Annotated in this window: 23 protein-coding genes; 20 read left to right on the forward strand and 3 right to left on the reverse strand. The window is 44.5% G+C overall.

The window, feature by feature from the left end; all coding sequences use genetic code 11:
- Positions 1–76: 76 nt before the first annotated feature.
- Positions 77–1,177 (reverse strand): DNA polymerase III subunit beta, encoded by a 1,101-nt coding sequence (dnaN, locus tag Q4Q57_RS15250; protein WP_311891284.1) that lies wholly within the window; start codon positions 1,175–1,177, stop codon positions 77–79.
- Positions 1,178–1,196: 19 nt separating this feature from the next.
- Positions 1,197–2,585: a chromosomal replication initiator protein DnaA gene (dnaA, locus tag Q4Q57_RS15255; RefSeq protein ID WP_006083826.1), complete on the reverse strand. Its 1,389-nt coding sequence runs from the start codon at positions 2,583–2,585 to the stop codon at positions 1,197–1,199.
- A gap of 446 nt (positions 2,586–3,031) precedes the next feature.
- Between dnaA and rpmH the strand changes: the two genes are divergently transcribed.
- From rpmH to mnmE, 5 genes are all read left to right on the forward strand, one after another.
- Positions 3,032–3,169, forward strand: coding sequence for a 50S ribosomal protein L34 (gene rpmH / locus Q4Q57_RS15260; protein WP_006083827.1), 138 nt, complete (start codon positions 3,032–3,034; stop codon positions 3,167–3,169).
- Between the two features lie 15 nt (positions 3,170–3,184).
- Positions 3,185–3,541: a ribonuclease P protein component gene (gene rnpA / locus Q4Q57_RS15265; protein WP_006083828.1), complete on the forward strand. Its 357-nt coding sequence runs from the start codon at positions 3,185–3,187 to the stop codon at positions 3,539–3,541.
- Positions 3,508–3,762, forward strand: coding sequence for a membrane protein insertion efficiency factor YidD (gene yidD, locus Q4Q57_RS15270; protein WP_006083829.1), 255 nt, complete (start codon positions 3,508–3,510; stop codon positions 3,760–3,762). Before rnpA ends, yidD begins: the two co-directional genes overlap by 34 nt.
- Before the next feature lie 3 nt (positions 3,763–3,765).
- Entirely contained in the window at positions 3,766–5,391 is a 1,626-nt protein-coding gene (gene yidC, locus Q4Q57_RS15275; protein ID WP_311891285.1) for a membrane protein insertase YidC, read from the forward strand.
- 127 nt (positions 5,392–5,518) lie between these two features.
- Positions 5,519–6,880: a tRNA uridine-5-carboxymethylaminomethyl(34) synthesis GTPase MnmE gene (gene mnmE, locus Q4Q57_RS15280; protein ID WP_311891286.1), complete on the forward strand. Its 1,362-nt coding sequence runs from the start codon at positions 5,519–5,521 to the stop codon at positions 6,878–6,880.
- Between the two features lie 81 nt (positions 6,881–6,961).
- Here the strand turns inward: mnmE and Q4Q57_RS15285 are convergent, their stop codons facing one another.
- Complete coding sequence (locus Q4Q57_RS15285) at positions 6,962–8,515, reverse strand: oligopeptide:H+ symporter (RefSeq protein WP_311891287.1); 1,554 nt, start codon at positions 8,513–8,515, stop codon at positions 6,962–6,964.
- Positions 8,516–8,765: 250 nt separating this feature from the next.
- Here Q4Q57_RS15285 and mioC point away from each other — a divergent pair, with 250 nt between their 5' ends.
- From mioC to glmU, 15 genes are all read left to right on the forward strand, one after another.
- A complete protein-coding gene (mioC, locus tag Q4Q57_RS15290) occupies positions 8,766–9,206 on the forward strand; it encodes an FMN-binding protein MioC (RefSeq protein WP_006083832.1) in 441 nt (146 codons plus the stop codon).
- A 439-nt stretch (positions 9,207–9,645) separates the two neighbouring features.
- Positions 9,646–11,535: a tRNA uridine-5-carboxymethylaminomethyl(34) synthesis enzyme MnmG gene (mnmG, locus tag Q4Q57_RS15295; RefSeq protein ID WP_311891288.1), complete on the forward strand. Its 1,890-nt coding sequence runs from the start codon at positions 9,646–9,648 to the stop codon at positions 11,533–11,535.
- Between the two features lie 117 nt (positions 11,536–11,652).
- Positions 11,653–12,273, forward strand: coding sequence for a 16S rRNA (guanine(527)-N(7))-methyltransferase RsmG (rsmG, locus tag Q4Q57_RS15300; protein WP_006083835.1), 621 nt, complete (start codon positions 11,653–11,655; stop codon positions 12,271–12,273).
- A gap of 73 nt (positions 12,274–12,346) precedes the next feature.
- Positions 12,347–13,135 (forward strand): ParA family protein, encoded by a 789-nt coding sequence (locus Q4Q57_RS15305; RefSeq protein WP_006083836.1) that lies wholly within the window; start codon positions 12,347–12,349, stop codon positions 13,133–13,135.
- Between the two features lie 9 nt (positions 13,136–13,144).
- Complete coding sequence (locus Q4Q57_RS15310) at positions 13,145–14,023, forward strand: ParB/RepB/Spo0J family partition protein (RefSeq protein ID WP_006084765.1); 879 nt, start codon at positions 13,145–13,147, stop codon at positions 14,021–14,023.
- A gap of 225 nt (positions 14,024–14,248) precedes the next feature.
- The gene (locus Q4Q57_RS15315; RefSeq protein ID WP_126493379.1) at positions 14,249–14,632 is read left to right on the forward strand and encodes an ATP synthase subunit I; all 384 of its coding nucleotides are present in this window, start codon (positions 14,249–14,251) and stop codon (positions 14,630–14,632) included.
- Positions 14,633–14,644: 12 nt separating this feature from the next.
- Positions 14,645–15,439 (forward strand): F0F1 ATP synthase subunit A, encoded by a 795-nt coding sequence (gene atpB / locus Q4Q57_RS15320; RefSeq protein WP_106648792.1) that lies wholly within the window; start codon positions 14,645–14,647, stop codon positions 15,437–15,439.
- A gap of 64 nt (positions 15,440–15,503) precedes the next feature.
- Positions 15,504–15,755, forward strand: coding sequence for a F0F1 ATP synthase subunit C (atpE, locus tag Q4Q57_RS15325; protein ID WP_006083840.1), 252 nt, complete (start codon positions 15,504–15,506; stop codon positions 15,753–15,755).
- A gap of 37 nt (positions 15,756–15,792) precedes the next feature.
- The gene (gene atpF / locus Q4Q57_RS15330) at positions 15,793–16,263 is read left to right on the forward strand and encodes a F0F1 ATP synthase subunit B (RefSeq protein WP_006083841.1); all 471 of its coding nucleotides are present in this window, start codon (positions 15,793–15,795) and stop codon (positions 16,261–16,263) included.
- A gap of 15 nt (positions 16,264–16,278) precedes the next feature.
- Complete coding sequence (gene atpH / locus Q4Q57_RS15335) at positions 16,279–16,812, forward strand: F0F1 ATP synthase subunit delta (RefSeq protein WP_006083842.1); 534 nt, start codon at positions 16,279–16,281, stop codon at positions 16,810–16,812.
- Between the two features lie 14 nt (positions 16,813–16,826).
- Positions 16,827–18,368, forward strand: coding sequence for a F0F1 ATP synthase subunit alpha (gene atpA, locus Q4Q57_RS15340; protein WP_006083843.1), 1,542 nt, complete (start codon positions 16,827–16,829; stop codon positions 18,366–18,368).
- Positions 18,369–18,418: 50 nt separating this feature from the next.
- Complete coding sequence (gene atpG, locus Q4Q57_RS15345) at positions 18,419–19,279, forward strand: F0F1 ATP synthase subunit gamma (RefSeq protein ID WP_106648794.1); 861 nt, start codon at positions 18,419–18,421, stop codon at positions 19,277–19,279.
- Between the two features lie 35 nt (positions 19,280–19,314).
- A complete protein-coding gene (gene atpD / locus Q4Q57_RS15350; protein WP_311891289.1) occupies positions 19,315–20,706 on the forward strand; it encodes a F0F1 ATP synthase subunit beta in 1,392 nt (463 codons plus the stop codon).
- A gap of 36 nt (positions 20,707–20,742) precedes the next feature.
- Positions 20,743–21,171: a F0F1 ATP synthase subunit epsilon gene (locus tag Q4Q57_RS15355; RefSeq protein WP_006083846.1), complete on the forward strand. Its 429-nt coding sequence runs from the start codon at positions 20,743–20,745 to the stop codon at positions 21,169–21,171.
- Between the two features lie 196 nt (positions 21,172–21,367).
- Positions 21,368–22,750 (forward strand): bifunctional UDP-N-acetylglucosamine diphosphorylase/glucosamine-1-phosphate N-acetyltransferase GlmU, encoded by a 1,383-nt coding sequence (gene glmU, locus Q4Q57_RS15360; RefSeq protein WP_259561449.1) that lies wholly within the window; start codon positions 21,368–21,370, stop codon positions 22,748–22,750.
- Positions 22,751–22,995: the final 245 nt, after the last annotated feature.

Below are 22,995 nucleotides of genomic sequence, written 5' to 3' on the forward strand. Positions count from 1 at the left end.
AAACACTGTGCCGCAATTAAGCGGCATAGCTATCGGAGACTGAGCTACAGACACGGGTAACGTAAAAGTCGATGGTTTATAAGCGCATCGGCATAACCACATACATGGAATCTTCTTCCAAATGGTTTTCGATTAAGGCGCTGGAGTTACCATCAATGAGCGTAATACGCACATCATCGGACTTTAGGTTGTTGAGCACGTCGAGCAAATAACTGACGTTAAAACCAATTTCTAAGGCTTGGTTGTTATATTCCACATCGATGATCTCTTCCGCCTCCTCCTGTTCAGGATTGTTAGCGGTGATCTTGAGCAAACCATTTTCGAGTTGAATACGCACACCACGGAATTTTTCGTTCGATAAAATCGATGCACGGGTCAGCGCTTGCTTCAGGTGATTACGACTCGCAATCACGATTTTATCACCGCCCTTTGGCAATACACGGCGATAATCAGGGAAGCGGCCATCAACTAATTTACTGGTAAATACAGTGTTAGCCGTAGTGGCACGAATGGCATTATCACCAATGGCAATCGCAATATCGAGATCGTCCGACTCCAATAAACGCGCCATTTCCATTACGCCTTTGCGCGGAACAATGACTTGTTTTTCAGGTAATAGTGCTTCAATCGTGCGGTGGCTTAAGGCTAAACGGTGGCCGTCGGTCGCAATAGCGCGCAATACGTTACCTTCAGTTTCAAACAATAAACCGTTGAGGTAATAACGCACATCTTGGTTAGCCATCGAAAATTGCGTTGAGTCGATAATCGACTTCAATACGCCCTGCTTTAAGCTAAATTCAATCTCAGCTTGGAAGGCTTCAACGTTAGGATATTCTTCTGCGGGCAAGGTCGCTAAGGAAAAACGGCTACGGCCCGAACGCAGCAACCATTTATTATCTTGTTGTTCGACTTTCAGTTCGCTTTGTTCTGGCAAAGATTTAACAATATCGAGCAGCTTTTTAGCCGGAACCGTAGTACGACCTTCTTCAATATCACCGTGAACCACAGCTTGGCCCACCAGTTCAACTTCTAAATCTGTACCAGTCAGCTTAAGTGAGTGACCACTTACTTCTACAAGGAGGTTAGACAAAATGGGCAAATTATGGCGTCTTTCTACCGCACCACACACCAATTGCAACGGCTTTAATAGGGCATCCCTATCAATGGAGAATTTCATAGTGTCCAAATTCCTTGTTCTAAGAAGATAAGGTTCTAATCAAATTAGCATAATCTTCTTTAATGTCGTGGCTCTCTTCCCGTAGCTGAGCAATCTTACGACAGGCATGCAACACTGTGGTGTGATCTCTACCACCAAAAGCATCACCAATTTCCGGCAAGCTTTGGTTAGTTAATTCTTTGGATAACGCCATTGCCACTTGTCTAGGCCGCGCGACACTGCGTGAACGGCGCTTAGACAACATATCAGCCATCTTGATCTTGTAGTATTCAGCTACGGTTTTCTGAATATTGTCTATAGTGACTAATTTTTCTTGAAGTGCCAAGAGGTCACGTAAAGCTTCACGAACAAAATCAATGGTAATTGGTCGACCAGTAAAGTTAGCGTTAGCGATAACGCGGTTTAACGCCCCTTCTAGCTCACGCACGTTTGAACGTAAACGTTTAGCAATAAAGAAGGCCACTTCATCGGGCAAGTTAATGCCGCTCTCTTGGGCTTTACGCATCAAAATCGCCACGCGGGTTTCTAACTCTGGTGGCTCAATAGCCACAGTTAAACCCCAACCAAAACGCGATTTCAATCTGTCTTCAACACCGTCGATCTCTTTTGGATAACGATCTGAAGTCAAAATAATTTGATGATTCCCCTCCAGCAAGGCGTTGAAGGTATGGAAGAATTCTTCTTGGGATCTGTCTTTATTAGCAAAAAATTGAATATCATCGATAAACAAGGCATCGACGCTACGGTAGTAACGTTTAAATTCTTCGATCGCATTGTTTTGTAGCGCTTTAACCATGTCTTGAACAAAACGCTCGGAATGCATGTAAACCACTTTGGCATTCGGATTATTTTTAATGATCCCGTTACCGACAGCGTGCAACAAGTGAGTCTTACCTAGACCTGTTCCGCCATATAAGAATAATGGGTTATAAGCACCACCTGGATTTTCAGCCACTTGCAACGCAGCAGCCTTACCTAATTGGTTCGACTTACCTTCTACGAAGTTATCAAACTGGTAGCTAGGATTGATGTTACTGCGGTGATTCGCGTTCGCCATCGGCTCGGCTTGGACGTTAAACGTCGTGCCTACTGTCGCTTTAGTTTGGGTATTTGCTACACGAGTTGGCGCTATAGGTGCTGGCACACTTGGCTTTTTCGCCGAAGGACGACTACCAATATCGAAACGCAATTTAGGTGCATCGCTGCCCATCTGCTCAGTAAAGAACTGATTAATGATATTGATGTACTTATCTCTGACCCAATCAAGCACGAAGCGGTTGGGCGCATAAAGCACCAGAGTATCTCCATCCATTTCGGCTTGTAACGGTCTGATCCACATACTGAACTGCTGAGCAGAAAGCTCATCTTGCAATCGTCCGATACATTGTTGCCAAAGTGAAACAGCCACTTAGTTATCCCCAAAAGATCATCAAAAAAGAGGTGTATTCTATAGCGAGATCTCAAGGATCGCTATCCTTAAAAAATATTTATCCCCAGCGAGATCATTCTGTGTGGATATCCTCGATCATCAAAGATCCAAAACGATCCTTTTATTCTGCACTATCCGCAAATCCTGCTTTATTAAGCGATCCACATTGATCTATAATGGCGCCCCTTCGATCGGTTCGAAGATCCCCTGCACTACTATATGTAGTGTCCGTACACAGAGTTATCCACATCTTATGGTGTATTCTGGGGATTGATCAAAGGATACGCTGGCAGAAATAAAGCACTTACTTACTTTCGTTGTTGACGTGACTAAGTATTGTGATTACAATTCGGCCTCTTTTTTGCCCTTACCTCTATCCTAGAGATAAGGATATGTTCACTAATTAACAAAGACGGATTGCCATCATGAGTAAACGTACTTTTCAACCTAGCAACCTGAAGCGCAAGCGTTCTCACGGCTTCCGCGCTCGTATGGCTACTGTAGGCGGCCGTAAGGTGCTTGCACGTCGTCGTGCGAAAGGTCGCGCTCGTTTATCTGCTTAATAAGTGGGTAACTAGTTGACTAGCTATACCTTTTCGCGGGAGTTACGTTTGTTAACTCCCGCGCAATTTAAATCTGTATTTTCCAATCCCATCAAAGCATCTTCTGCTGAAATTACCTTGCTCGCTATTCCTAACACGGAACAACATCCGCGTATGGGCCTTACTGTTGCCAAACGCTTTGTAAAACGCGCCAATCAACGTAACCGTATTAAGCGTGTGATCAGAGATAGTTTTCGCTTAAATCAACACGACATTCCTCATCTTGATATTGTTGTGCTTGTCAGAAATGGCGTGATGGAAATGGAAAACGCTGAAATCAACAAATTGATAGAAAAGCTATGGCGCAAACTCAGTCGCCGCTACAATGGCTAGCGACCACGTTAATTCGTGGCTATCAAGTATTCATAAGCCCTATACTGGGCCCTCGATGCCGTTTCAATCCCACCTGCTCTCACTACGCTATTGAAGCAATAAAAGTGCATGGAACCGCGAAAGGTTGTTGGTTTGCATTGAAACGCATATTAAAATGTCACCCTTTACATCCCGGCGGTAGTGATCCCGTCCCCCCTAAAAATGACAGGTGTAATAAATAGGCTATGGAATCTCAACGCAATATATTGCTCATAGGACTACTGTTTGTCAGCTTTTTGCTGTGGCAACAGTGGCAAGCAGACAAAGCTCCTAAACCAGTTGCAACCGAATCGTCCTTAGTGGCGAACGCGGCAAACTCACACAGTGCCGATGTTCCAGAAGCTGATACAGGTGTTCCTGCAGCAGTGACAGCAACCAGCAAACTGATTACCGTGAAAACCGACCAGTTGGATGTTCAAATTAATCCAATCGGTGGCGACATTGTTTTTGCTGCGTTAGTTTCGCACAAAATGGAACAGGATAAAGATCAACCCTTCGTGTTGCTTGAGCAAACGAAAGATTTCACTTATATAGCCCAGAGCGGTCTTATAGGTCGCGATGGTATCGACAGTAGCGCCAAAGGCCGTGCCGCATTTAGCTCTGCAGCGACTGAATATACCTTAGCCGAAGGTCAAGACACTTTAGAAGTGCCGTTAACTTATGTAGCCGACAATGGCGTGACATACACTAAAGTGTTTGTATTCCATCGCGGTAAGTTCAACGTCGATGTTGACTATAAAATCAACAACACTTCAGCGGCTCCGCTGCAAGTTCAGATGTACGGTCAAATTAAACAAACGATTAAACCATCTGAAAGCAGCATGATGATGCCTACCTATCGTGGCGGCGCATTCTCTACGCAAGATGTGCGTTATGAGAAATACAAATTTGATGACATGGCGAAAAGCAACCTGAACCAAGCAACGTTGGGTGGTTGGGCTGCCATGCTACAACATTACTTCGTTTCGGCGTGGATCCCACCGGCTACCGACAGCAACACTATTTTCTCTAGTGTCAGTGCGGGCGGTTTAGCCAATATTGGTTTCCGCGGTGCGGTATATGATATTGCACCTGGTGCGACCCAAGAAATTAGCTCACAGTTCTACGTTGGTCCTAAGGATCAAAAAGCACTGTCAGCCATCTCTGATACCTTAAACCTAGTGGTCGATTACGGCTTCCTATGGTGGTTAGCCGTACCAATCCACTGGTTATTGATGTTCTATCAATCATTCGTCGGTAACTGGGGTGTGGCGATTATTCTGATCACCTTAACCGTTCGTGGTTTACTGTTCCCGCTAACAAAAGCGCAGTACACCTCAATGGCGAAAATGCGTAACCTGCAACCTAAACTGACTGACTTGAAAGAACGCTTTGGTGATGACCGTCAAAAGATGGGTCAGGCCATGATGGAACTGTATAAGAAAGAAAAAGTTAACCCTATGGGTGGCTGTTTACCTATTATTTTACAGATGCCAATCTTCATTGCCTTGTACTGGGTATTGTTAGAAAGCTTCGAATTACGTCACGCCCCATTTATGTTATGGATCCACGATTTATCGGTACAAGATCCTTACTACATTCTGCCATTATTGATGGGCGTATCTATGTTTGTGATGCAGAAGATGCAGCCTATTGCACCGACTATGGACCCTATGCAAGTGAAAATGATGCAGTGGATGCCAGTAATCTTTACCGTATTCTTCCTCTGGTTCCCAGCAGGTCTAGTACTGTACTGGTTAGTGGGTAACATAGTTGCTATCACGCAGCAGAAGATTATTTATGCAGGTCTTGAGAAAAAAGGCTTAAAATAAGCCTAAGATTTCCAAGACTCTAGCGCATCGTTACAGATTAATGTGAACGCATGACACTAAAAGGCGGCTTAATTGGCCGCCTTTTCCTTTACATGATTTAGTAGATATTAGTTTGGTGGGTATTTCCATGACAACTGACACTATTGTGGCTCAAGCCACCGCGCCCGGATGTGGCGGCGTAGGCATCATTCGAATTTCAGGCGACAAAGCCAGTGATGTCGCTATGGCCGTATTAGGTCATCTTCCTAAAACCCGATATGCCGATTATTGCGATTTTAAAAGTGCATCGGGCCAAGTGATAGACCAAGGCATAGCGCTATTCTTTAAAGGACCTAATTCCTTTACTGGCGAAGATGTACTGGAACTTCAAGGCCACGGCGGCCAAATCGTCCTCGATATGCTGATCAAACGGGTAATGGAAGTCGGTGGCATTCGTATCGCTAAACCGGGTGAATTTAGCGAACAAGCCTTTATGAACGATAAACTCGACTTAACCCAAGCCGAAGCGATTGCCGACCTTATCGACGCAACCAGTGAGCAAGCCGCTAAAAGCGCACTACAATCGCTACAAGGTGAGTTTTCTAAGGAAGTCCATGAGCTGGTGGACCAAGTCACTAACCTGCGTTTATACGTTGAAGCCGCAATTGATTTCCCCGATGAAGAAGTCGACTTTTTAAGTGACGGCAAAATTGCCAATGCACTCTATAAAATCATCGACAAACTTGACCTAGTGCAAGCCAGCGCTAAACAAGGTTCTATCATTCGTGAAGGGATGAAAGTGGTAATTGCCGGTCGCCCCAATGCCGGAAAATCAAGCTTATTAAATGCGTTAGCGGGTAAAGAGTCGGCCATTGTGACTGAAATAGCTGGTACAACACGCGACGTATTACGTGAACATATCCATTTAGATGGTATGCCGCTGCACATTATTGATACCGCAGGCCTGCGTGATACCACAGATACGGTAGAACAAATTGGCATTGAACGCGCATGGAATGAGATAAATAGCGCCGATCGCGTGCTATTTATGGTGGACGGCACGACAACCGCCGCCGTCGATCCCCATGCTATTTGGCCTGACTTTGTCGATCGCCTGCCCTCCAATTTAGGCGTGACAGTGATCCGTAATAAAGCCGATCTCACTGGCGAAGACTTAATGATGACCGAAGAACAAGGTTATAGCGTCTACCGGATCTCAGCAAAAACAGGCTTAGGTGTTGAAGAATTAAAGCAACACTTGAAGTCACTTATGGGTTATCAGAGTAATCTCGAAGGTGGCTTTATCGCCCGTCGTCGTCACTTAGAAGCCCTTGAATTAGCCGCAGGACACCTGCAATTAGGTAAAGAGCAGTTAGAGGTTTACCTTGCAGGAGAACTACTGGCAGAAGAGCTACGTATGTGCCAATTAGCACTATCTGAGATCACTGGCCGCTTCACTTCTGACGATTTACTCGGCAAGATTTTCAGCTCTTTCTGTATCGGGAAATAACTAACCTTATTAGTTCCATATAAATCAGCCCATACAATATGGGCTGATTTTTTATCTACAACCGAATATTTCCATCCATCTTCATGATTCGACGTGGCGGTAATGATCTTGCATTTGATAGGACCTTGCATAAAGCGCAAATATCAATGCAGCCAAGATGGCAAAACCTGCGAAGAAAAACATCTGAAATGCGGTAATGCTGATCCCTGTCTGGGCAATTTGTTCGGTCACCGCTGGACTTTTCACACTGACGTTCGCCAATAACACCCATAAGTTACCGACAGTCACAGATAAGGTCCAAAAACTCATGATAGTGCCTTTCATAGCTTTAGGCGCTTGACTGTAGGCAAACTCTAGCCCTGTGGCTGAAACTAATACTTCACCAAAGGTGAGCAAAGCATAGGGCACAATCTGCCAAAATATTGATAATGCTGAGCCGCCATCCATCACCAATTGAATGCTACCAACGACAATCCAACTCACTCCCGTGATGGCAATCCCAGCCCCCATTTTACGCAAAGCAGTTAACTTTACCCCCATGCGCTCAATCGCCGGATATAACACAAAGTTATTAAATGGGATCAGTAACATAACTAATAATGGGTTTAACGCTTGCATCATGGCAGGTTCAAACCATGCCGGTTTTGACATGTCATTGGCTTGCAATATCCAAGTGGACGCTTTCTGATCGAACAAAGACCAAAAGGGAGTCACTAACGCAAATAAGATTAAGATCCGTAGTACTGAACGCACCCCATCAACGGCGATATCCGGATGGATCCCCCTAGCCCGTTCGAGTTGCAATGAAGCCCCAGCGCCAACAAATCCCATCACAAGCACTAACGCACAGCACAAACCAGCAACGATACCTAAGGTTGGAATATTGACTAAGGCATACGCTGCAGAAATGATCCCAACTAAAGCTAACACTAAACCTATGTTGGCTTGGCCAGCGATTTTAGTGAGCAATGCGGTACGAATAACGGGTAAAAAACCATGGGGATTTTTCGGCTCGGGTGGCATATGCACATAACGTTTGCGACCTAACCAGAAGAACACAGTTGCAATAAACATCAAGACACCAGGGATCCCAAATGCGACCGCAGCACCATAATATTTCAATAGTAATGGCATAGATAACGAGGCAAAGAAGGAGCCAAAATTAATCGTAAAATAAAACAGATCAAACGCTTTCTGCGCCAATGTTTTATTGGTTTGATCAAATTGATCTCCCATAAAGGAAGAAACCAAGGGCTTAATACCACCCGATCCAAGTGCAATTAAAAATAATCCCGTATAAAACCCTTGAATACTGTGTTCAAAAATAGCGAGAAACGCATGACCAGCACAGTAAATTAAGCTTAACCATAAGATAGTATTGTATTTACCGAAAAAACGATCAGCAATCCAACCACCGAGTAATGGGAAAAAGTACACTCCAATGACAAAGGAATGGAACACATCCTTAGCCATAGTTCCACGTAGTTCTTCTGGAATAGACAACAAAAGTGCTGTCATCAAGAATGGGGTAAGAATATTCCGCATACCGTAAAAGCTAAAACGTTCACAAGCTTCACTGGCGATGATGTAAGGAATTTGCCGTGGCCACTGGGGCGCATTTACGGGTGTTGTCATAGAACATCCTATTATAATTATTTGATTTAAAATGAAATTAAATTGGTAAATATATTAATTTTGTATCAAGAAGCTAAAGGTAACATGTAAGCCAAACCAACATTATATAAAGGATGCAAAAACTGCAAAAATCACGTATTGCTTCTGTGGTCCGATCCACATTTCCTTTATGATGAACATAATAATAGCCATTGAGCTATCTATTTAATTGAAATTTGTTTTAAAAACAACAACACACTGAGAAATCATAATGGCAAAGATTGAAGTAATAGTCGGCACAACATTGGGCAGTGCAGAGTATGTCGCCGACGAAATGATGGCGCAATTAACGGATCAAGGGCACCAAGTTCAAGTGCATTTAACCCCAACTCTGTGTGAAATCGACACCCATGCACTGTGGATTATCGTGTCATCTACCCACGGCGCAGGTGATCTTCCAGATAATATCCAGCCCTTTTTCAATGAAATTACCGAGCAAAAACCGGATCTCAGCCAAGTGAACTTTGCCTTATGTGCAATTGGCGACTCAAGTTACGACACCTTTTGCCAAGGCCCTGAAAAATTAATTTCAGCCATTCAAGACTGCGATGCTAAAGCCTTTGTGGATAAGATCCAGATCGATGTACAGCTTGATCCCGTGCCAGAAGACCCAGCCCTTGCATGGTTAGCACAATGGCAACAGGAGATTTAAGATCGCATATGGGATAAGGTCGCGATCTATGTACAGTTTAGATCCTATTTATCCACACTTTACTTATTTAAAGTATAAACATGTGGATAAGCTATTATTTAGATCTGATCAACCTCTGTACTATTCACACTCCGATCTGCTTAATGATCCACCCTGTGGATAAGTAGGCGATCTATCCCCATGTTTAATGGCGTTAGATCGCGATCAGATCACAGGATCAGGATCGCGCTAATTAATGATTTATATACTGAATTTGGGTTATGCACAGAAAAACGCGATCATAATAGTAAACATAATAAGAAGATCTATATAAAGATCTTAAGATCTATTAGTCCGGATCATCTCGATCGAACAGCGTAAAATGATCATTCACCTAGGGCAAAGCAAATGCTAAAATACTCGGCTCGTACTGAGTCTCTTAGCAATTGAAGGTAGTGGCATGCATTTTCATGAACGGTTTGATGTAATTGTTGTTGGTGGTGGTCATGCCGGAACTGAAGCCGCGTTGGCAGCAGCAAGAATGGGATCAAAAACATTATTACTAACGCACAATATCGATACGTTAGGACAAATGTCATGTAATCCAGCGATCGGTGGCATAGGCAAAGGCCACCTAGTGAAAGAAATTGACGCCTTAGGTGGTTCAATGGCGATCGCAACCGATTATGCAGGGATCCAATTTAGAACCTTGAATTCAAGCAAAGGCCCAGCCGTACGAGCAACACGTGCACAAGCTGACCGTGCCTTGTATCGTCAAAAGATCCAAAACATATTACAAAACCAACCTAATTTACGTATTTTCCAGCAGGCAGTTGATGACTTAATTGTTGAAAATCATCAAGTCGTTGGCGTAGTGACTCAAATGGGATTAGCCTTTGAATCTCCAGCCGTTGTGTTAACAACAGGCACATTCTTAAGCGGCAAAATCCACATAGGGTTAGAGAACTACAGCGGTGGCCGTGCAGGCGATCCACCAGCCATTGCCTTAGCCAATCGTTTACGTGAGTTACCGATCCGTGTTGGCCGTTTAAAAACCGGTACCCCGCCACGTATCGATGCAAACACGATCGATTTTTCTCAAATGGCTGAACAAAAAGGTGATTCTCCGTTACCTGTGATGTCGTTTATGGGCGATGTCAGTCATCATCCAAAACAAATTTCTTGCTGGATCACTCATACCAATGAAAAAACCCATGAAATTATTCGGGGTGGTTTAGACAGAAGCCCAATGTATTCAGGCGTAATCGAGGGTATTGGCCCGCGTTATTGCCCATCGATTGAAGACAAGATCCATCGCTTTGCAGATAAATCTTCGCATCAGATCTTTATCGAACCAGAAGGGTTAAATACCAATGAGATCTACCCTAACGGGATCTCGACCAGCTTACCTTTCGATGTACAGCTGAATTTAGTACGTTCGATCAAGGGCATGGAAAACGCAGAAATCATGCGTCCAGGTTATGCGATCGAATATGATTATTTCGATCCAAGGGATCTGAAAAACTCACTAGAAACCAAAACGATCAACGGGTTATTCTTTGCTGGCCAAATAAACGGTACTACAGGTTATGAAGAAGCCGGTGCTCAAGGTTTATTAGCGGGCATGAATGCGTCTTTGCAAGTGCAAGGCAAAGAAGCTTGGTGTCCACGTCGCGATGAAGCGTATCTTGGAGTACTGGTTGACGATCTGTCGACTCTGGGTACCAAAGAACCGTACCGCATGTTTACTAGCCGTGCCGAATACCGTTTGTTACTCCGTGAAGATAACGCCGACATTCGCTTAACGGCAAAAGGTCGCGAACTCGGTTTAGTCGACGACGCTCGCTGGGCAGCATTTAGTGAGAAGTTAGAATCCATTGAACTTGAACTGCAAAGACTGCGTGGCCAATGGGTGCATCCAAATTCACCTTTGATCCATGCGTTGAATCCACATTTGAATACGCCGATCTCGCGCGAAGCGTCATTTGAAGAGTTACTGCGTCGTCCAGAAATGGATTACAGCAAGTTAATGCAGATTGAAGGTTTTGGTCCTGGGCTTGAAGATCCACAAGCAGCTGAACAAGTTCAGATCCAAGTGAAGTACTCTGGTTATATTCAACGCCAGCAGGAAGAGATCAACAAAGCCGTGCGTAATGAGAACACAGGTTTACCTTTGACGCTCGATTACAAAGAAGTACCGGGCTTGTCGAACGAAGTGATTGCTAAGTTAAATAACCACAAACCAGAAACTATAGGCCAAGCGTCACGGATCTCTGGTATTACCCCTGCGGCTATTTCAATTTTGTTGGTTCACCTTAAAAAGCGTGGCTTATTACGTAAGAGTGCGTAAAAGCTAGCTTAATCGCTGCTTAGGTCATAGAAGGGAAGCATTCAGGCTTCCCTTCATCGTTTTCGGGCTTCATAATAGCCTTCGCGTTCATAATCGTATCTTTGTTGAGGTTGCTCAGTGTTATCTGCCCAGTTAGAGGCTTATTTAGCCGAAATTAATTTGCCCGCAACCGCCGAGCAAAAAAAACAACTAATTGATTTTGTTGGCATGCTCAACAAATGGAATAAAGCCTATAACCTGACATCGGTGAGAGATCCCGAAGCCATGTTGATCCGCCATATCATGGACAGCTTAGTAGTTTCAAAACATCTACAAGGTGAACGTTTTATCGATGTAGGCACAGGACCCGGTTTACCTGGGATCCCGTTAGCGATTATGAATCCCGATAAACAATTTGTGTTATTGGACAGCTTAGGTAAACGCATTCGTTTTCAAAAACAAGTGTCCTTTGAATTAGGCATTCATAACATCAGCTCAGTTGAAAGCCGCGTAGAAGCTTATCAACCTGAGCAAAAATTCGACGGCGTATTAAGTCGTGCATTTGCTTCAATCCAAGATATGCTCACTTGGTGCCATCATTTACCCGCCGAACATGGGCAGTTTTATGCGCTTAAAGGCCAGTTAAATGATGAAGAAATGCAACATATTCCAAGTGGATTTGCAGTGAAAGAAGTCATCGAACTTAAGGTACCTAAACTCGATGAACAAAGACATTTATTGAAAATAATCAAAGAATAACAGGCTTAAAAGTGATGAATAAATCATTTTTAAGTAAGGGCAATAAACCAGCATTTACATACAGGGTGATATTGTGGGTAAAGTGATTGCCGTGGCTAACCAGAAAGGTGGCGTAGGAAAAACAACTACTTGCGTTAACCTCGCCGCTTCGTTAGCAGCAACAAAACGTAAAGTATTATTGATCGATCTCGATCCCCAAGGTAATGCCACTATGGGTAGTGGTGTCGATAAATACGAGGTCGAAAATACGGCCTACGAATTATTGGTCGAAGAAAAAACCTTCGACGAGATCGTCATTAAAAACACTGCGGGTAAGTATGATCTGATCGCCAGTAACGGTGATGTGACAGCGGCAGAGATCAAACTGATGGAGTTTTTTGCGCGTGAGATCCGTTTGCGTAACGCGCTCGCACCGATAAAAGATCAATATGATTATATCTTTATCGACTGCCCTCCTTCATTGAACATGTTGACTGTGAACGCTATGTCAGCGGCTGACTCTGTGCTCGTGCCTATGCAGTGCGAATACTATGCCCTAGAAGGCTTAACGGCGCTGATTGATACCATCACTAAACTTGCCGCTATGGTTAACCCAGGGCTTGGCATTGAAGGCATTTTACGCACTATGTACGATCCGCGTAATCGTTTATCTAATGATGTGTCCGATCAGCTAAAACAGCATTTTGGTGACAAGGTATATCGTACTGTGATCCCACGTAATGTGAGGCTGGCTGAGGCGCCAAGTTTTGGTGCGCCTGCTATGTATTACGATAAATCGAGTGCCGGCGCTAAGGCGTATCTAGCGCTTGCGGGTGAAATGATCCGTCGTTCAGAACAACAAACTCAGGCTAAGCAAGCGTAAAGGATCACCATGACGTTAAAGAAAAGAGGATTAGGCAAAGGGTTAGATGCCCTACTGAGTAACAGCCATGCCGCCAGTAAAAAACACACTGACGAAGCTAATGTTGTCGATAAAAAAGAAGAGCTTATCCATCTCGATTTAGACTTATTACAACCGGGTAAGTATCAACCTCGTAAAGACATGTCTCCCGAAGCGTTGGAAGAACTGGCGCATTCTATCCGCAACCAAGGCATTATTCAGCCCATCGTTGTAAGACAAGTGGCAAACGACATGTATGAGATCATTGCGGGTGAACGTCGCTGGCGTGCTTCTCAACTTGCTGGCTTAAATAAAATTCCCTGCATAGTCAAACAAGTACCCGATGAGGCCGCCGTTGCTATCGCTTTGATTGAAAACATCCAGCGTGAAGATTTAAATGCCATGGAAGAAGCCATAGCATTACAACGTTTAATGCAAGAATTTGAACTGACTCACCAACAGGTTGCCGATGTTGTGGGAAAATCCAGAGCGAGTGTATCTAACTTGTTACGTTTAAACGGCTTAAATGAGCCAGTAAAACGTCTACTCGAGTATGGCGACATCGATATGGGTCATGCTCGCGCTTTGTTAGCAATTGAGGGAGAAGAACAAACAAATCTTGCGAGATTAGTGGCCGCTAAGGAATTAACCGTTCGCGAAACTGAACGATTAATTAATCAAACCTTAAATCCGCCTAAACAAGCCGAAACTACGACTAAAGATCAAGATGTTTGTCGTTTAGAGCAGCAGTTAATTGAAAGATTAGGTGCCAAGGTTTCTATCGCTCATAGCAGTAAGGGCACAGGTAAAATTGTAATTAACTATCAGAATCTGGCTGAATTAGACGGAATTCTTAGTAAAATTCATTAATGTCTGTAGATTAACAGTTTTTAATGTAAATTTGTGACAGATGCTAATCTTACATTTTAACTCGTTTGGCGCTAGATCACGTTAAAAGTGTTGTTTTTCCTTATCTCAAAGTTGCAATGAAGGCGTGAAAAGGTATACTTTCGCAAGCTTTTTGTGCATCGACATAAATACGGGTATTTGTCATCCGGTCATCGAAACAAAAAGTATGAATGCGGAGAGGATGAATTGAGTAAGGTTTTAGCGCGTCGTGGCCGGTGGTCAGCCTATAAATTGGTGATGATGCAGGCGGCGGTCGCTGGGGGTGCTTCAATTCTCTTTTTCGCCGTGTGGGGAGTTCAGTTTGGCTATTCTGCGTTAGCAGGTGGTTCAATCGCTGTGCTCCCTAATTTTGTATTCGCAACCCTCGCTTTCTCCCACACGGGAGCAAGTTCAGCTGCAAAAGTCATAAAGACTTTTTACTGGGGGGAAGCGGTAAAGTTGCTGTTAACCATCGCAATGTTTTCGTTTGTATTTATCAATATTAAGGTCGCTTTTATGCCGCTTTTTGTTTGTTATGTGCTGACGCTAATCGTGCATTGGACAGCTCCTTTATACTTCAAGCAAAGTTAAGTGGGATGAATCATGGCTGCAACTGGTGAAGCGTTAACACCGCAGGGCTATATCCAACATCACCTTACCAACTTAAGTGTTGGTGAAGGCTTTTGGACATGGCACATTGATTCGTTGTTCTTTTCGGTTGGTCTTGGTGTTCTGTTCCTGTGGATTTTCCGCAGCGTTGGTAAAAAAGCGACTTCCGGTGTTCCTGGCAAACTGCAATGTTTTGTTGAGATGATCGTTGAGTTCGTAAATAACAGCGTGAAAGAAAGTTTTCATGGTCGCAATGCTCTGATCGCACCTTTAGCTCTGACCATTTTTGTATGGGTATTCATGATGAACTTCATGGATATGATCCCGGTAGATTGGCTGCCTCACGCAGCAAGTTTAATGGGTATTCCATATCTTAAAGCGGTTCCGACGACTGACGTTAACATTACCTTTAGCTTAGCTATTGGTGTGTTCGTGCTGATTATTTTCTACAGCATTAAGGTCAAAGGTGTGTCTGGGTTTGTTAAAGAACTGACACTACAGCCCTTTAACCATAAGGCAATGATACCCGTCAACCTCCTATTAGAGACAGTTACTTTGATAGCTAAGCCAATTTCATTGGCATTGCGACTCTTTGGTAATTTGTACGCAGGTGAGTTGATCTTCATCCTTATTGCGCTGATGTATGGTACCAACTTGTTATTATCTTCCCTAGGTGTGACTCTACAACTGGGTTGGTTAATATTCCACATTTTGGTTATCACACTGCAAGCGTTTATCTTCATGATGTTGACCATTGTTTATTTAAGCATGGCGCATGAAGATCATTAAGGATTGCTGAAGAAATTTTAAACTAAATCATCAACTAATACAGATTTAGATACTGGAGATACAGATGGAAACGATTTTAGGCATGACAGCTATCGCTGTTGCTCTGCTGATTGGTATGGGTGCTCTTGGTACTGCAATCGGTTTCGGCTTATTAGGCGGCAAGTTCTTGGAAGGCGCTGCGCGTCAACCAGAAATGGCTCCTATGCTACAAGTTAAAATGTTCATCGTAGCGGGTCTTCTTGACGCCGTAACTATGATCGGTGTTGGTATCGCATTATTTATGCTGTTTACCAACCCACTGGGTGCAATGCTGTAAAAAACGCTTCTGTCTTAACTCTAAATAGGAGGCTGTTGTGAATTTCAACGCTACCCTAATCGGTCAGACGGTCGCCTTTATCATCTTCGTGTGGTTTTGCATGAAGTTTGTATGGCCCCCTTTGATGAATGCCATCGAAGAGCGCCAAAAAAGGATTGCTGACGGTCTAGCTGATGCTGATCGTGCGGTAAAAGACCTGGAGTTGGCACAAGCGAAAGCGACTGACCAACTAAAAGAAGCCAAGGTAACGGCTAATGAAATTATTGAGCAAGCTAACAAGCGTAAAGCTCAAATAGTTGAAGAAGCCAAAACCGAAGCAGACGCTGAGCGTGCTAAAATCATCGCTCAGGGTAAAGCAGAAATTGAAGCTGAACGTAATCGCGTCAAAGAGGATCTGCGTAAGCAGGTTGCTACTCTTGCCATCATGGGTGCTGAGAAGATCCTTGAGCGTTCTATTGATCCAGCCGCCCACAGTGACATAGTTAATAAACTAGTCGCTGAAATTTGATAAGGGAGTTGAGTTATGGCTGAATTAACCACCATCGCTCGCCCTTACGCAAAGGCAGCTTTTGACTTTGCTATTGAACAAGATGCAGTGGATTCATGGGCAGAAATGCTTACGTTTGCCGCATTGGTGAGTGAAAACGAAACCATGCAACCACTGTTAGCTGGCTCTTTAGCCAGCACTAAGCTCGCAGCACTCTTTATTAGTGTGTGTGGTGAGCAAGTCAATGTGCAAGGTCAGAACCTGATAAAGGTAATGGCTGAAAACGGTCGCTTAAAGGTACTACCTGCTGTATCTCAGTTATTTACTGAATACCGTAATGAGTGGGCAAAAGAAGTGGAAGCCGATGTGGTTTCTGCAACTGAGCTGAGCTCTGAACAACAACAGCAGATTAGTATTTCTTTAGAGAAACGTCTCGCACGCAAAGTTAAGCTGAATTGTAGCACTGACGCCGCGCTCATCGCCGGTGTAATCATTAAGACAGGAGACCTAGTCATCGATGGCTCGGTCCGCGGTAAGTTATCGCGTCTGTCTGATAAGCTGCAGTCGTAATTGGGAGTTTGAGCATGCAACTGAATTCCACTGAAATCAGCGATCTGATTAAGCAGCGGATCGAGCAGTTCGAAGTCGTTAGCGAATCTCGTAACGAAGGTACTATCGTTGCGGTAAGTGACGGCATCATCCGCATCCACGGCCTAGCCGACGTGATGCAAGGTGAGATGATCGAACTGCCTGGTAACCGTTTTGCAATCGCGTTGAACCTTGAACGTGATTCTGTCGGTGCCGTAGTAATGGGTCCTTATGCTGATTTAGCAGAAGGCGTAAAAGTGAAAACGACTGGCCGTATTCTGGAAGTTCCAGTTGGCCGCGGTCTTCTTGGCCGCGTTGTTAACACTCTAGGTGAGCCAATTGACGGAAAAGGACCTATCGATAACGATGGTTACTCGCCAATTGAAGTTATCGCACCAGGTGTTATTGAACGTCAGTCTGTTGATCAACCAGTTCAAACTGGTTATAAAGCCGTTGATGCCATGATCCCTATCGGTCGTGGTCAACGTGAATTGATCATTGGCGACCGTCAAACTGGTAAAACAGCTATGGCGATCGACGCAATTATCAACCAGAAAAATTCTGGCATTAAATGTGTGTACGTTGCGATTGGCCAAAAGGCTTCTACTATCGCAAACGTAGTACGCAAGCTAGAAGAACACGGTGCGTTAGCTAACACTATCGTTGTTGTTGCAACGGCTTCTGAAGCTGCTGCTCTGCAATACTTAGCGCCATATTCTGGTTGTTCTATGGGTGAATACTTCCGTGACCGCGGTGAAGATTCTTTGATCGTATACGATGATTTGTCTAAGCAAGCAGTTGCTTATCGTCAAATTTCGTTACTGCTCAAGCGTCCACCAGGCCGTGAAGCTTACCCAGGTGACGTATTCTATCTACACTCACGTTTACTAGAGCGTGCATCACGCGTTAACGCGATTTATGTAGAGAAGTTCACTAAAGGTGCAGTAACTGGCAAAACCGGTTCTTTAACCGCGTTGCCAATTATTGAAACGCAAGCGGGTGACGTTTCTGCATTCGTACCGACCAACGTAATTTCTATTACCGATGGTCAGATCTTCCTTGAGACCGATCTGTTTAACTCTGGCCTACGTCCAGCGGTTAACCCAGGTATTTCTGTTTCTCGTGTTGGTGGTGCGGCTCAGACTAAGATCATCAAGAAACTGTCTGGTGGTATTCGTACCGCACTAGCACAGTATCGTGAGCTTGCTGCGTTCTCGCAATTTGCATCTGATCTTGACGATGCAACACGTGCTCAACTTGAGCATGGTGTGCGTGTTACCGAACTGATGAAGCAAAAGCAATATGCTCCAATGAGCGTAGCCGCTCAAGCTGTGTCTATTTTCTCAGCTGAAAAAGGTTACCTGAAGAGTGTTGAGCTGAACAAGGTCGGTAATTTCGAAGCCGCTCTGCTCTCGTTCATGAACAGCGAGCATGCTCCTTTAATGAAGCTTATCAATGATACTGGCGATTATAGCGCTGATATCGAAGCTGAATTAAAAGCTGGCCTCGACAAGTTCGTAGCAACCCAAACCTGGTAACAATGATAGAGGTGTCTTAAGACACCTCAGGTCCAGATTGGAGAGTAGAGATGGCCGGCGCTAAAGAGATTAAAACCAAGATCGCGAGTGTGAAAAACACTCAGAAGATCACGTCCGCCATGGAAATGGTGGCAGCCAGCAAAATGCGCAGAGCGCAGGAACGCATGGCTGCGAGCCGTCCATATGCGGAAAGCATGCGTAAGGTGATCGGTCACGTAGCGCAAGGTTCTCTCGAGTATAAACACCCCTATTTGGAGGTGAGAGAGGCTAAGCGGGTTGGTTACATTGTTGTAGCAACCGACCGTGGCCTTTGTGGTGGTCTGAACGTTAACCTTTTCAAGAAGGTTGTCGCAGACGTGAAAAGCTGGAAAGCCCAAGGTGCAGAATTTGAATTTTGCCCAATTGGCGCACGTAGTGTGCAGTTTTTCAAAAGCTTCGGTGGACAAGTGTCTGCTCACGCTTCAGGTTTAGGCGATGCTCCAAAGCTCGCTGACTTGATCGGGACAGTCGGTGTCATGCTAGAAGCTTACAACGAAGGCAAGCTGGATCGTCTGTACGTGGTATTTAACAAATTTGTGAATACTATGACGCAGACTCCTGTGATCGAGCAGCTGCTACCTTTGCCTAAATCAGAAGATGATGAAATTGCTCATCGTTGGGATTATATCTACGAGCCAGATCCAAAAGCACTTTTGGATACCTTATTGGTTCGTTATGTAGAATCTCAGGTTTACCAAGGTGTTGTTGAAAACATTGCCTCTGAACAAGCTGCCCGTATGGTGGCGATGAAGTCGGCAACTGACAACGCTGGTGAGCTGATTAACGACTTGCAATTGGTCTATAACAAAGCCCGTCAGGCTGCGATTACGCAGGAACTGTCGGAAATTGTTTCTGGTGCCTCTGCGGTTTAGGTTAGGTAACGAATACAAGTTTTAGAGGATTAATCATGAGCACAGGTACTGTTGTCCAAGTGATTGGCGCGGTTGTGGACGTAGAGTTTCCACAAGATGCCGTACCTCAAGTATATGACGCTCTGAAGATCGTAGGTGAAGGTTCCTGTAATGGTCTGGTGCTGGAAGTTCAGCAACAGCTAGGTGGTGGTGTAGTTCGTACCATCGCTATGGGTTCTTCTGACGGTCTGCGTCGTGGTCTTGAAGTAGTAAACTCAGGTTCACCTATTACTGTTCCTGTTGGTACCGCCACTCTTGGCCGTATCATGAACGTATTAGGCGAGCCTATTGATGAAGCGGGTCCAATCGGTGAAGAAGAGCGTTATGTTATTCACCGTACAGCTCCTTCATACGAAGATCAATCAAGCTCTACTGAACTATTAGAGACTGGTATCAAGGTTATTGACCTTGTTTGTCCATTCGCTAAGGGCGGTAAAGTTGGTTTGTTCGGTGGTGCGGGTGTTGGTAAAACAGTTAACATGATGGAACTGATTAACAACATCGCTAAAGCCCACTCGGGTCTTTCTGTATTCGCCGGTGTAGGTGAACGTACTCGTGAAGGTAACGACTTCTACTACGAGATGAAAGATTCTGGCGTTCTCGACAAAGTGGCCATGGTTTATGGTCAGATGAACGAGCCTCCAGGTAACCGTTTGCGCGTTGCACTGTCTGGTCTAACTATGGCAGAGAAGTTCCGTGACGAAGGTCGTGACGTACTGTTGTTCGTTGACAACATCTACCGTTATACCTTGGCCGGTACTGAAGTATCTGCACTGTTAGGTCGTATGCCTTCTGCGGTAGGTTATCAACCAACATTGGCTGAAGAGATGGGCGTTCTGCAAGAACGTATCACTTCAACTAAGACTGGTTCTATTACCTCTGTACAAGCGGTATACGTACCTGCGGATGACTTGACCGATCCGTCACCAGCAACAACCTTCGCTCACTTAGATGCGACTGTTGTACTGTCACGTCAAATTGCTTCTCTGGGTATTTACCCAGCGGTTGACCCATTGGATTCGACTTCACGTCAATTAGATCCATTGGTTGTTGGCCAAGAGCATTATGATGTTGCTAACGGCGTGCAAACTGTACTGCAACGTTACAAAGAGCTGAAAGACATTATTGCGATTCTGGGTATGGATGAATTGTCTGATGAAGACAAAACAACTGTATTCCGTGCTCGTAAGATTGAGCGTTTCTTATCTCAGCCTTTCTTCGTAGCAGAAGTCTTTACTGGATCTCCTGGTAAGTACGTTTCTCTGAAAGACACTATCCGTGGCTTTAAGGGTATTTTGAACGGTGAGTTTGATCACCTGCCAGAACAAGCGTTCTACATGGTTGGCTCAATCGATGAAGTCATCGAGAAAGCGAACAAAAAGAAATAACTAAGTAGCAATATTTAGTTTCTTAAGGAGAACGGGATGGCAGCCATGACAGTACATCTTGATATAGTAAGTGCAGAGAGCAAAATCTTCTCTGGTCGTGTAGCTTCGCTGCAAGTGACTGGTTCAGAAGGTGAGTTGGGCATAATGCATGGCCATGCTCCTTTGCTGAGTTATATCAAACCTGGCATGGCGCGCATCGTCAAGCAAGACGGCAGTGAAGAAGTGTTTTACCTTTCAGGTGGTATTCTGGAAGTACAACCTTCTACTGTTTCCGTATTGGCTGATGTGGTTATGCGTGCCAAAGATATTGATGAGCAAGCGGCATTAGAAGCTAAGCGTCGTGCAGAAGCCCATATGGCAAATGCAGGTGCTGACTTCAATTATGACGCGGCTATGGTTGAACTAGCTAAGGCTATGGCTCAATTACGTGTTGTTGAAACCATCAAGAAAAACATTGCCAGATAAGGTTATTGTTTGTGAAAAAAGGCGACCATAAGGTCGCCTTTTTTGTGGCTGAAATTTGGATAAACGTTTGCTGTCGTGTGTATTTGATTTCTTCTCACTATCCGCTTCGCTTTTCGATGTGCTTTCCGTTAAAATTGCGCCACAAAATCGACCGTAATTTTTTCACCCTCTTGGGTATTTGTTCAAGGATATGGTAATGGCATTAAATGTAGTGATCTTAGCGGCTGGCAAGGGAACACGGATGCGTTCTGATCTTCCTAAGGTATTACATCCCATCGCCCACAAGAGCATGGTGCAACATGTCATCGATACCGCCCATAAAGTGGGTAGTGACGCGATTCAGTTAGTCTACGGTTATGGTGCTGACAAGCTACAAGCCAGCTTAGGTGAGCAACAGCTCAACTGGGTATTGCAAGCTGAGCAATTAGGCACGGGCCATGCTGTTGCGCAAGCGAGCCCGCATATTGCTAACAATGATACTGTGCTCATTCTTTATGGCGATGTGCCGCTTATTCAACAATCAACCCTTGAAGCCTTACTCGCTGCCCGTCCTGAAAATGGCGTGGCCATCTTAACTGTTAATTTAGCCAATCCTATGGGTTATGGTCGTATCGTCCGTACTCCTTGTGAAGGTCAAGAACAAGGGAAAGTCGTTGGTATTATTGAGCAGAAAGATGCTACAGCAGAGCAGCTACTGATCAACGAAATCAATACCGGCATCATGGCCGTTCCAGGTAAACAACTTAAAGCTTGGTTGAGCCGTTTATCCAACAACAATGCCCAAGGCGAATATTATCTAACGGATATTATTGCCATGGCGAACGCTGATGGTGTTGCTATTGATACTGCCCAACCACAATCTGCGATTGAAGTGGAAGGCGCTAATAACCGCGTGCAACTGGCGCAACTTGAACGCGCTTACCAAGCCCGTGAAGCCGAAAAACTGATGTTGGCGGGAGCGAACCTGCGCGACCCAAGCCGTATCGATATCCGTGGTGACGTCACCGTCGGTATGGATGTGATGATCGATATCAACGTGATATTCGAAGGCAAAGTGACCTTAGGTAATAATGTCACTATTGGCGCTGGCGCGATTTTAATCGATTGTGAGATTGCCGATAACGCTGAGATCAAACCTTACTCTATTATCGAAGGCGCTAAGCTTGGTGTTGCTGCCAGTGCTGGTCCATTTGCGCGCTTACGTCCCGGCGCAGAGCTTAAGCAAGATGCGCACATTGGTAACTTTGTTGAAGTAAAAAAAGCGGTTATCGGCGTGGGTTCTAAGGCTGGACACTTAGCCTATTTAGGTGATGCTATTATAGGTGATGGCGTTAATATCGGCGCTGGCACTATTACTTGTAATTATGATGGCGCGAATAAGCATCTTACCGTTATCGAAGATAATGTTTTTGTTGGCTCGGACACTCAGCTGGTGGCACCTGTCACTATTGGTAAAGGCGCTACCTTAGGCGCTGGCTCAACCATTACCCGTGATGTGGGTGAAAATGAGTTAGTCATTACCCGTGTTAAACAAAAACACCTGACGGGTTGGCAACGTCCAGTCAAAATTAAAAAGTAGTTTATTTAACTCAACTGAGTATCTATAAAGCGGCCATGTGCCGCTTTTATATTTAGTCAGATGGTTGGAAATTCGATTCGTTTAATTCAGATGAAAAACAATAAAAACCACGTAATTAAGGTTGATTTAATCCTGTTGTGGTATTTGCAATCTATTGGTTTTAAACAGATTTAGATCTATATCACAGCTAATTGTAAATTCGTGTAAAGAAGATTAAATAAAAACACTTCTCATTTATATTGCCT

Source organism: Shewanella sp. SP2S2-6 (assembly GCF_031931965.1).
GTDB classification, from domain to species: Bacteria; Pseudomonadota; Gammaproteobacteria; order Enterobacterales; family Shewanellaceae; genus Shewanella; species Shewanella baltica.

Excerpts from the sequence above, each read along its gene's own strand:
- dnaN (WP_311891284.1), bottom strand. The coding sequence starts at position 1,177 with ATGAAATTCTCCATTGATAGGGATGCCCTATTAAAGCCGTTGCAATTG.
- rpmH (WP_006083827.1), top strand. The coding sequence starts at position 3,032 with ATGAGTAAACGTACTTTTCAACCTAGCAACCTGAAGCGCAAGCGTTCT.
- yidD (WP_006083829.1), top strand. The coding sequence starts at position 3,508 with ATGGCGCAAACTCAGTCGCCGCTACAATGGCTAGCGACCACGTTAATT.
- yidC (WP_311891285.1), top strand. The coding sequence starts at position 3,766 with ATGGAATCTCAACGCAATATATTGCTCATAGGACTACTGTTTGTCAGC.
- mnmE (WP_311891286.1), top strand. The coding sequence starts at position 5,519 with ATGACAACTGACACTATTGTGGCTCAAGCCACCGCGCCCGGATGTGGC.
- Q4Q57_RS15285 (WP_311891287.1), bottom strand. The coding sequence starts at position 8,515 with ATGACAACACCCGTAAATGCGCCCCAGTGGCCACGGCAAATTCCTTAC.
- mioC (WP_006083832.1), top strand. The coding sequence starts at position 8,766 with ATGGCAAAGATTGAAGTAATAGTCGGCACAACATTGGGCAGTGCAGAG.
- mnmG (WP_311891288.1), top strand. The coding sequence starts at position 9,646 with ATGCATTTTCATGAACGGTTTGATGTAATTGTTGTTGGTGGTGGTCAT.
- Q4Q57_RS15310 (WP_006084765.1), top strand. The coding sequence starts at position 13,145 with ATGACGTTAAAGAAAAGAGGATTAGGCAAAGGGTTAGATGCCCTACTG.
- atpB (WP_106648792.1), top strand. The coding sequence starts at position 14,645 with ATGGCTGCAACTGGTGAAGCGTTAACACCGCAGGGCTATATCCAACAT.
- atpE (WP_006083840.1), top strand. The coding sequence starts at position 15,504 with ATGGAAACGATTTTAGGCATGACAGCTATCGCTGTTGCTCTGCTGATT.
- atpH (WP_006083842.1), top strand. The coding sequence starts at position 16,279 with ATGGCTGAATTAACCACCATCGCTCGCCCTTACGCAAAGGCAGCTTTT.
- atpA (WP_006083843.1), top strand. The coding sequence starts at position 16,827 with ATGCAACTGAATTCCACTGAAATCAGCGATCTGATTAAGCAGCGGATC.
- atpG (WP_106648794.1), top strand. The coding sequence starts at position 18,419 with ATGGCCGGCGCTAAAGAGATTAAAACCAAGATCGCGAGTGTGAAAAAC.
- atpD (WP_311891289.1), top strand. The coding sequence starts at position 19,315 with ATGAGCACAGGTACTGTTGTCCAAGTGATTGGCGCGGTTGTGGACGTA.
- Q4Q57_RS15355 (WP_006083846.1), top strand. The coding sequence starts at position 20,743 with ATGGCAGCCATGACAGTACATCTTGATATAGTAAGTGCAGAGAGCAAA.
- glmU (WP_259561449.1), top strand. The coding sequence starts at position 21,368 with ATGGCATTAAATGTAGTGATCTTAGCGGCTGGCAAGGGAACACGGATG.